Origin of the sequence: Enterobacteriaceae endosymbiont of Donacia bicoloricornis (genome assembly GCF_012567955.1) — a bacterium.
Lineage (GTDB): Bacteria > Pseudomonadota > Gammaproteobacteria > Enterobacterales > Enterobacteriaceae.
In genome coordinates this window covers 431,215-440,669 of sequence record NZ_CP046186.1, presented here as the reverse complement: position 1 = coordinate 440,669, position 9,455 = coordinate 431,215, and the positions used below count along the sequence as shown (strand labels likewise).

8 protein-coding genes are annotated in these 9,455 nt (G+C 19.2%); 3 read left to right on the top strand and 5 right to left on the bottom strand.

The features are described from left to right. The 3 genes from yidC to mutM form a co-directional block, all read left to right on the top strand. On the top strand, positions 1 to 1,427 hold a 1,427-nt coding region (gene yidC / locus GJU03_RS02140; protein ID WP_168919034.1), incomplete at its 5' end, for a membrane protein insertase YidC. A 7-nt stretch (positions 1,428 to 1,434) separates the two neighbouring features. After that, positions 1,435 to 2,799 carry a tRNA uridine-5-carboxymethylaminomethyl(34) synthesis GTPase MnmE gene (gene mnmE, locus GJU03_RS02135; RefSeq protein WP_168919033.1) on the top strand — a complete coding sequence of 455 codons (1,365 nt, stop codon included), beginning with the start codon at positions 1,435 to 1,437 and terminating at the stop codon, positions 2,797 to 2,799. Between the two features lie 5 nt (positions 2,800 to 2,804). Then, positions 2,805 to 3,623, top strand: coding sequence for a bifunctional DNA-formamidopyrimidine glycosylase/DNA-(apurinic or apyrimidinic site) lyase (gene mutM, locus GJU03_RS02130; RefSeq protein ID WP_168919032.1), 819 nt, complete (start codon positions 2,805 to 2,807; stop codon positions 3,621 to 3,623). A 4-nt stretch (positions 3,624 to 3,627) separates the two neighbouring features. Here mutM and potC read toward each other — a convergent pair whose 3' ends face one another. The 5 genes from potC to argS all read right to left on the bottom strand — a co-directional run bounded on the left by potC (position 3,628) and on the right by argS (position 9,413). Next, positions 3,628 to 4,428: a spermidine/putrescine ABC transporter permease PotC gene (gene potC, locus GJU03_RS02125; RefSeq protein ID WP_168919031.1), complete on the bottom strand. Its 801-nt coding sequence runs from the start codon at positions 4,426 to 4,428 to the stop codon at positions 3,628 to 3,630. Then, on the bottom strand, positions 4,421 to 5,287 hold the full coding sequence (gene potB, locus GJU03_RS02120) for a spermidine/putrescine ABC transporter permease PotB (RefSeq protein ID WP_168919030.1): 867 nt from the start codon (positions 5,285 to 5,287) through the stop codon (positions 4,421 to 4,423). The genes potC and potB overlap by 8 nt, the downstream gene beginning before the upstream one ends. After that, entirely contained in the window at positions 5,262 to 6,389 is a 1,128-nt protein-coding gene (potA, locus tag GJU03_RS02115; protein WP_168919029.1) for a spermidine/putrescine ABC transporter ATP-binding protein PotA, read from the bottom strand. The genes potB and potA overlap by 26 nt, the downstream gene beginning before the upstream one ends. Positions 6,390 to 6,503: 114 nt before the next feature. After that, positions 6,504 to 7,604: a tRNA 2-thiouridine(34) synthase MnmA gene (gene mnmA, locus GJU03_RS02110; RefSeq protein ID WP_168919028.1), complete on the bottom strand. Its 1,101-nt coding sequence runs from the start codon at positions 7,602 to 7,604 to the stop codon at positions 6,504 to 6,506. A gap of 78 nt (positions 7,605 to 7,682) precedes the next feature. Next, on the bottom strand, positions 7,683 to 9,413 hold the full coding sequence (argS, locus tag GJU03_RS02105; RefSeq protein ID WP_168919027.1) for an arginine--tRNA ligase: 1,731 nt from the start codon (positions 9,411 to 9,413) through the stop codon (positions 7,683 to 7,685). Between the last annotated feature and the right edge of the window lie 42 nt (positions 9,414 to 9,455).

Below are 9,455 nucleotides of genomic sequence, written 5' to 3'. Positions count from 1 at the left end.
ATATTAATCCTTATGGAGGTACTATTGAAAAAGTACAATTATTAGATTATTTAGAAAAACTAAATTCTAAAAAATTTTTTACCTTATTAAGAAAAAATAAAAATTTTGTTTATCAAATAAGAAGTGGTATAATTCAAAAAAAACACAATAAAAAATATCAATTTTTTAATAAAAACAATAAATTTTTTTCAGAATCATCTAATTTTAAATTAGAAAAAAATAAAAATATATTAAAAATACCCTTATTTTTTATAAATAAAAATATTTTATATATCAAAATTTTCTCATTTAAAAGAGGAGATTATTTAATAAAAATTAATCATCAAGTTTTTAATAAAAGTTTAAAACCTATTAAAATAGGTATATTTGGACAAATAGATAAATCTATTAACACACCTAAGAAATATTTAGATAAAAAATATAACAGTATCTCTATTAAAAAATTTGATAATATAGCTATTTCTACAGATTTTAATAAGTTTAAAAAATATAAATTTTCTAAAATTTTAAAAAAAAAAATAAATCTTTATACTAGTAAAGGATGGATAGCTGTATTACAACAATATTTTACTTCAGCCTGGATTATTCCTAATTTTTCTAAACGAAATAATATATATATAAAAAAAAATGTTGATAATACTATTAGTGCTGGTTTTAAATCTTCTTATTATTCTATTTTACCAAAAAAAAAACATAATTTTTTATCTACTATATGGATAGGACCTAAAATTCAAAATAAAATGTCTAAAATAGCACCTTTTTTAGATCTAACCATAGATTATGGTTTTTTAGGGTTTTTATCTAAACCATTATTTAATTTATTAAATTTATTATTTTATTTAATAGGAAATTGGGGATTTTCCATTATTATTATTACCTTAATTATAAGGATAATTACATATCCATTGTCTAAACAACAATTTATTGCTATAAATAAAATGAATTTTTTACAACCACAAATTAAATTAATAAAAGATAAATTTAGTAATGATAAAGAACGGTTAAACAAAGAGATAATTCTTTTATATAAAAAAGAAAATTTAAATCCATTAATGGGATTTATTCCTTTTATTATACAAATGCCTATTTTTTTAGCCTTATATTATACATTAACTAATTCTATAGAATTAAGACATGCTCCATTTATTTTTTGGATTAAAGATTTATCATCAGAAGATCCATATTATATTTTACCAATTATAATGAGTATTACTATGTTAGTAATACAAAAAATTTCTCAAAATAATGTGAATAATAATTCATCACAAGAACAATTTACATATATTATACCTATTATTTTTAGTTTATTTTTTTTATGGTTACCTTCAGGATTAATTCTTTATTATATAATAAATAACTTAATAACTATTTTGCAACAAAAATGGATTTTTTATAAAATAAATAATAAAAATTATTACATACAATAATTAGATTATGAAAAAACAAAAAAATACAATAATAGCAAGAGCCACTCCTCCCGGACAAGGAAGTATAGGAGTAATAAGAATATCTGGTGATAAAGTAATAGATGTAATAAAATATGTATTAAAATTAACTTATATTAAACCAAGATATGCACATTATTTACCTTTCTTTTATAAAGAAAAAATTATAGATAAAGGTATAGTATTATGGTTTCCAAAACCTAATTCTTTTACTGGAGAAGATATTTTAGAATTACAATGTCATGGGAATTCCATTTTATTAGATTTATTAATAAATAATATTTTAAATATTTCAGGAATTAGAATGGCAAATCCAGGAGAATTTTCTAAAAGAGCTTTTTTAAATAAAAAATTTGATTTAACTCAAGCAGAAGCTATTGCTGATATAATTTCAGCTAATTCAAAAGCAGCTATATTTTCAGCAATGAATTTAATGAATGGTAAATTATCACTATTTTTAAAAAAATTTACAAAAATAATTATTAATTTAAGAGTAAAAATAGAATCTTTTCTCGAATTTGATTATAAAATTAATTTTTCTACTTTTTGTAAAAAAATTCTAATAACATTAGAAGATTTACTAAAATTTTTAACAAATATTATAAAATATGTAAAAAATGGTATTAGAATTCGCGAAGGAATTAAAATAACATTAATTGGGCCACCTAATTCTGGAAAATCCAGTTTAATGAACTTAATTACTAATAAAAATATTTCTATAGTAACTAATATTCCTGGTACAACTAGAGATATTCTACATGAAAATATTTATATAGATTCTGTACCTATAGAAATTATAGATACTGCTGGTATCAGAAATACTAATAATCAAATTGAAATATTAGGTATTAAAAAAACTCTTAAAGAGATCAAAAATTCTAATTATTTATTTTTAGTAATAGAAGACAAAATGTCAGAGCATAATTTATCTAAAATTATTAAAAAATATTTAAAAAATTTTATAAAAAATATCCCTGTTCTCATTATACGTAATAAAATAGATTTAACAAATAATATTCCTGAAGTAATATATAATAATACTTATACAAGTATAAAAATATCTATTAAAAAAAAAATGGGAATATTAAATTTAATAGATTTTATAAAAAAAAAAATTTTAAATAAAAATACAAGTGAAGATCAATTTACAGCAAGAGAAAGATATTTAAATATTTTTAATTCTATTTATAAACACCTTATAGAAGGGAAAAAAAATTTTTTAAACACAAATTCTATAGAATTATTAGCTGAAGATATTAGATTAATACAAAAAAAATTAGATTCTATTACTGGAAAATTTTATTCTGAAGATTTATTAAATAGTATTTTTTCTCAATTTTGCGTTGGTAAATAAAATTTATGCCTGAATTACCTGAAGTAGAAGTAATTAAAAATATGATAAAACCCTTTTTAAAAGGAAAAATAATTAACTATTCTATAGTTAGAACTAAAAAATTAAAGTATATTATTCCTATTAATATTTTTAAAATAAAAAACAAGAAAATTCTAGATATTAAAAGAAGAGGTAGATATATTATAATAATTTTATTGAAAAATACAATTATTATACATTTAGGTATGACCGGAATATTATCTATTATTAATAATAAAAATAATATTTTTTATGATAAACATGATCATATTGATTTAATTATAAATAACAATTTTATTTTAAGATATACCGATATAAGAAAATTTGGATTTTGGATATGGGAAACAAAAGATTATAAAAAAAATATATTTCTAAAAAAATTAGGACCTGAACCATTAAAAAATAAATTTAATAATTTATATTTATATGAATTTACAAAAAAAAAAAATATTTATATCAAAACATTGATAATGGATAATAAAATTGTAACTGGAATAGGAAATATATATGCAAATGAATCTTTATTTTTATCAAAAATTTCTCCATTTCGTATATCTCATACTTTAAATTTAAAAGAAATTACAATTTTAGTTAAAAATATTAAATATATTTTATATAAATCAATAAAATATGGTGGATCTACTATAAATAATTATAAATTACCCAATAATAATATTGGAAATTTTACTCAATATTTTTTTGTATACGGAAGAAAAAATAAATTATGTAAAATATGTAAAGAACAAATTATCAGCAAAACACAAAGAAATCGAAGTACATTTTTTTGTTATAAATGTCAAAAATAAATTATTAATCTAATAAAGATGTAATTTGATTATATGTTTTATATTTTCCTAAAATTATTCTACTTAATATTACTAAAAATAAAGAAATAGTTATTAACATTGTTGCTAAAACATTAATTTCAGGAGTAATACCTATTTTAGACATTGAATAAATTTTTAAGGGTAGTATTTCATATTCTGGTCCTGTAACGAAAGTTGATATTGTTATATCATCCATAGATAAAGCAAAACTTAATAACCAACTCGAAATAATAGTAGGAGATATTAAGGGGAGTATAATTTTTATTAAAATAATAATTTCATTAGCACCTAAATCTTTTGCAGCTTCTATCATTCGATTATCAAAATCTTGTAATCTAGAATGAATTGTAATTACTACATAAGGAAAACAAAATGTAATATGTGCAAATAATAAAGTCCAAAAACCTAAAGATAAATTTAAAAAAATAAATAATAATAATAAAGAAATACCCATTACAATATCAGGAGAAATAATTACTATAAATAGTAAAGTATTTATAAAAGATTTAATATGCATATTAAAATGATATAATGATAATGCAGTTAATAATCCAAAAAATGTTGTAAAAGTTGCTGTAATAATTGCGATAAGTAAAGAATGATATGTTACTTTTAATAAAGAAGTATTATTTATAATTAATTGATACCATTTTATGGTAAATCCTTGCCATAGCATACCAAAACGTGATGAATTAAAAGAATTAATTATTAATAAAATAATAGGTATATAAAAGCAAAAATAAATTAAATATAGAAATATCATTCTACATAAATATTTAAACATTTTGTTTAAATTCCTTTTTATTTAAAAATTTAATAATTTTAAAATATAAAATTAATAAAATACCTGTGAATAATGTTATTATTGTACTTGTAGCAGCACCTAACGGCCAATCTCTAATATTTAAAAATTGATTTTTAATAATATTTCCTATTAATAAATTTTTAGCTCCTCCCATTAAATCGGAAATATAAAACATTCCCATACTAGATAAAAAAACTAGAAGACACCCTGCTATAATTCCTGAAGTAGTTAAAGGTATTATTATATAAAAAAATATTTTCCAATATTGTGCTCCTAAATCTTTAGCTGCTTCTATACATAATTGATCTAATTTTTCAAAACTAGAATAGATTGGTACTATCATAAAAGGTAATAAAATATATACTAATCCTATTATTATAGCAGTAGGAGTATATATTATATGAATAGGAGAACTAATAATTTTTAGATATATTAAAATATTATTAAACCATCCATTAATTCCTAAAAATATTTTAAGACAATATATTCTGATTAATGAATTAACCCAAAATGGTAAAAATAAAAAAAATAACATTAAAGATTTTTTTTTATCAGATATTTTTGTTAGACACCATGCAAATGGATACCCTATTAAAAGACATATTATCATAGTGATAAATGAAATAAATAAAGAGTTTATAAATACTTTAATATATAAAAAATCTAATAAATTTAGATAATTATTAAAAGAAAATTTAAATTTAATCAGATTACAATTATCTTTTTTTAAAAAACTAATTATAATTATAATTATATTAGGTAATAAAATAAATAATATTAACCAACTAATAATTATAAAAATAATAATTTTTTTAAAATATCCCATTACCCTTTTCATAAGGTAATACAACCTCCCATGTTTCGACCCAATTTATTAACATTTTTTGATTTAAGGAATGATCAACATAAGGATCATTTTCATTAAAAAATTCACTTACAACAATAATTTTACCATTATTAAGTTTTAATATAGATTCTAAAGTCATCCCTTTATAATTTTTTTCTTTTATATAACCAATCAAACCTGTATTTAAATTAGTTTCATTATTAATTTCTTTAATTCTTAAATCTTCTGGTCTTAATAAGACATGTATTTTTTCTCCAACCGTAATATAAAATGGAACTTTTATTTTACATATATAACCTTCTAAATTAGCTAATACTTGATTAGAATTAAATTTTTTTAAAATTAAAGCATCAAATATATTTATATCACCTATAAAGTTAGCAACAAATAAATTTTTAGGCTCTTCATATATTTCTCTTGGTGAACCGTCTTGTTCTATTATTCCATTTCGTAATAAAATAATACGATCTGATATACTTAAAGCTTCTTCTTGATTATGGGTTACTAAAATAAATGTAATACCTAATTTTCTTTGTAATGCTTTTAATTCATTTTGCATTTTTTTACGTAATCTATAATCTAAAGCTGATAATGGTTCATCTAATAATAATAATCTAGGTTTATTAATTACAGCTCTTGCTATAGCAACTCTTTGTTGCTGGCCTCCAGATAATTCATGAGGTTTTCTATTTATAAATTTTTTTAATTGTACTATATCTAAAATATTTTCAACTTTTTTAAGTATATCTTTATATGATTTTTTCTGCATTCTTAATCCAAAGGCTATATTATCAAACACAGACATATGGGGAAATAAAGCATAATTTTGGAAAACAGTATTTATTTGCCTTTTTTCTGCTGGATGTTGTGTTATTTCTTTTTCATTAAGAAAAATAAAACCACTATCTACCTTCTCTAAACCTGCTATTAAACGTATAATAGTTGTTTTCCCAGAACCAGATGGACCTAATAAAGTAATAAATTCTCCATCATTTATATTTAAATTTAAATTATAAATAATTTGTTTGTTTGTAAAAGATTTATTAATATTAATTAATTTAATTAATGTCTTTTTTAAAGATTTTTTTTCCATAATAATAATACTCTATTTTATAAAATATTATTTTTTATTTAATTGTTAATTTATATTTTTAAAAAATAACTATAAATATTTAAATTTATTTTTAATAGAATTAAAAATTTTATTCTAGTTAATTAATGGAATTCCTTTTTCAATAATTCCACCTCCTAAACAAATTTTACCATTATAAAATACAGCAGATTGTCCTTTTGTAATACTAGAAATAGGAGTATATAAATATACTTTAATTCTATTATTTTCTAAAAAAATAATTTTGCATTTTACATCTTTTTGTCGATATCTAGTTTTAATTGTATATTTATTTTTAATATTTTTTGGTATATAATTTATCCAATTAACTTTTTTTACTATTAAACCGATAGAATATAAATATAAATTTTTTCTACCTTGTATAGTAGTTAACAAGTTTTTTTTTATATTTTTTTTATAAACATACCATGGTTTTTTTTCATATAATACAGACCCCCCTAAACCAATACCTTTTCTTTGTCCTATAGTATAATGAATTAATCCTTTATGTTTTCCTATAATTTTACCATTAATATTAACTATATCTCCTGATGGAGATGATATATATTTATTTAAAAATTTAGGAAAATTTTTTTCACCTATAAAACAAATTCCTGTTGAATCTTTTTTATTAGCATTAATAAATTTAAGTTTTTTTGCAAAATATCTTACTTCTGTTTTTTTTAATCCTCCAATAGGAAATAAAATTTTTTTTAATTGTTTTTCTTTTATTGTATATAAAAAATAACTTTGATCTTTATTCGAATCAATTCCTCTTAATAAAAAAAAATTATTTTTTATTTTTTTACAACGAACATAATGACCTGTACTGATAAAATCAGCTCCTAAATTATTAATAGCAAAATTCATAAAATATTTAAATTTAATAATTTTATTACATAAAATATCGGGATTTGGTGTATATCCCTTCTTATATTCAGAAAGAAATTTCTTAAAAACATAATCCCAATATTCAGATGAGAAATTAATTTTATGTAGAGGAATTTTTAATTTTTTACAAATTATTTCTGCATCATATAAATCTTTTTGAATATTACAAGTATTATCTTTATCATCTTCTTCCCAATTTTTCATAAATAATCCTTCTACCTGATAATTTTGTTTTTTTAACAACCATGCAGAGAAAGAAGAATCTATACCTCCTGACATTGCAATTATTACTTTTTTTTTAAACATAAATTTTATAAAATATTAATTTGATATAAATAAGTTTAATTAATAATATTTTAAAAATATATTTATTACTAATATTTTTTATATTTTTTTTATAGTTTTTATCCCTAATAAATATAATCCTTTTTTTAAAAATAATGATGTTAAAAAAACTATTTTTAATCTACTAATTTTTAATATTTTATTATTTATATTCAAAATATTACAATTTTCATAAAATGAAGTAAATAATACTGTTATTTTATATAACCAATTACATAATATATGTGGAGTGCCTTCATTAACAATTTTTAAAATAATTTCTTCAAAGTCTAAAAATGATATAGCAAGATCAAATTCATAATGATTTATAAAACAAATTTCTAAATCTAAAAAATTTTTTAAATTAACATTAGATTTTTTTAATAAAGATATAGCTCTGACATAAGCATATTGTATATATAAAGATGTATTTCCATGTAAAGATAACATTTTATCCCAATTAAAAATATAATTATTTATTCTATTTTTAGATAAATCAGCATATTTTATTGCTCCAATACCAATTTTATAAGATAAATTTTCTAACATATTCTTATTAAGAAAAGGATTTTTTTTAAGAATTATATTTTTAGCTTTTAAAATAGATTTATTAATTAAATCATTTAATTTTATATTTTTTCCTTCTCTTGTTTTAAAAGGTTTGTTTTTATTATTCAAAATCATTCCAAACATATGATGTTCTAATTTTACGTTAGAAGATACATATTTTGCTTTTTTTACTATGTGAAAAATTTGTTTTAAATATTGATTTTGACGTGCATCAACATAATAAATAATTCTATTTGCTTTAAACTTTTCATAACGATATTTAATACATGCAATATCAGTTGTAGCATAAAGATAAGCTCCGTCTTTTTTTTGAATAATAACTGCCATTAATCCCCCTTTTATATTTTTCATCCCTTCTATGGGAATAATAATAGTTCCATTATTATTAATAGCTATTCCTTTTTTTTTTAAATCTATAATTATGTTTGATAACATGTTATTATATGTACTTTCTCCCATAGTATCAAAACATGTTAATTTAATATCAAGTTTCTTGTATAATTGATAATTATAATCCATTGTAATATCAACTATTTTTTTCCATATTTTTAAACAAGAAAGATCTTTATTCTGTAATTTAACTACATATAATCTAGCCTTTTTTGCAAAATTTATATCTTCAATATATTTTTTTTGAGCTTGTTTATATAATTTTTCTATATCAGAAAGTAATAAATTTAATTTTTTATTATTTAATTTTAAAAAAGCTATAAGTATACCAAAATTTGTACCCCAATCTCCAATATGATTAGATTTAATAACATTATGCCCAACAAAAGATAAAATTCTTACAATAGAATCTCCTATAATTGTAGATCTTAAATGACCAACATGCATTTCTTTAGCTATATTAGGACTTGAATAATCAATAACAATATTTTCTGATACAATTTTTTTTGTTAATCCAAGTGTCTTAGAAGTAATTAATAAATTAATTTGTTTTGATAACCATTTTTTTTTAATAAAAAGATTAATAAATCCTAATTTAGATATTGTAATTTTAGATACTATTTTTTTTAAATTTAAATATTTTACTACTTTTATAGCTAAATCATTAACATTGATATTTAAATCAATAGCTGCAGATATAATACCATTAATTTGATAATGTCCTAATTCTTTTATTTTACATGAACGTAAAATAACATTATATTTTTTTGGAATACCTGCTTGTATCATAGATTGATGAATTTTTTTTGAGAGAAGTTTTTTTATATTCATATATTTTTCTTTTTTATTATTTTAAATAATATATATAAATAG

Excerpts from the sequence above, each read along its gene's own strand:
- mnmE (WP_168919033.1), top strand. The coding sequence starts at position 1,435 with ATGAAAAAACAAAAAAATACAATAATAGCAAGAGCCACTCCTCCCGGA.
- mutM (WP_168919032.1), top strand. The coding sequence starts at position 2,805 with ATGCCTGAATTACCTGAAGTAGAAGTAATTAAAAATATGATAAAACCC.
- potC (WP_168919031.1), bottom strand. The coding sequence starts at position 4,428 with ATGTTTAAATATTTATGTAGAATGATATTTCTATATTTAATTTATTTT.
- potB (WP_168919030.1), bottom strand. The coding sequence starts at position 5,287 with ATGAAAAGGGTAATGGGATATTTTAAAAAAATTATTATTTTTATAATT.
- potA (WP_168919029.1), bottom strand. The coding sequence starts at position 6,389 with ATGGAAAAAAAATCTTTAAAAAAGACATTAATTAAATTAATTAATATT.
- mnmA (WP_168919028.1), bottom strand. The coding sequence starts at position 7,604 with ATGTTTAAAAAAAAAGTAATAATTGCAATGTCAGGAGGTATAGATTCT.
- argS (WP_168919027.1), bottom strand. The coding sequence starts at position 9,413 with ATGAATATAAAAAAACTTCTCTCAAAAAAAATTCATCAATCTATGATA.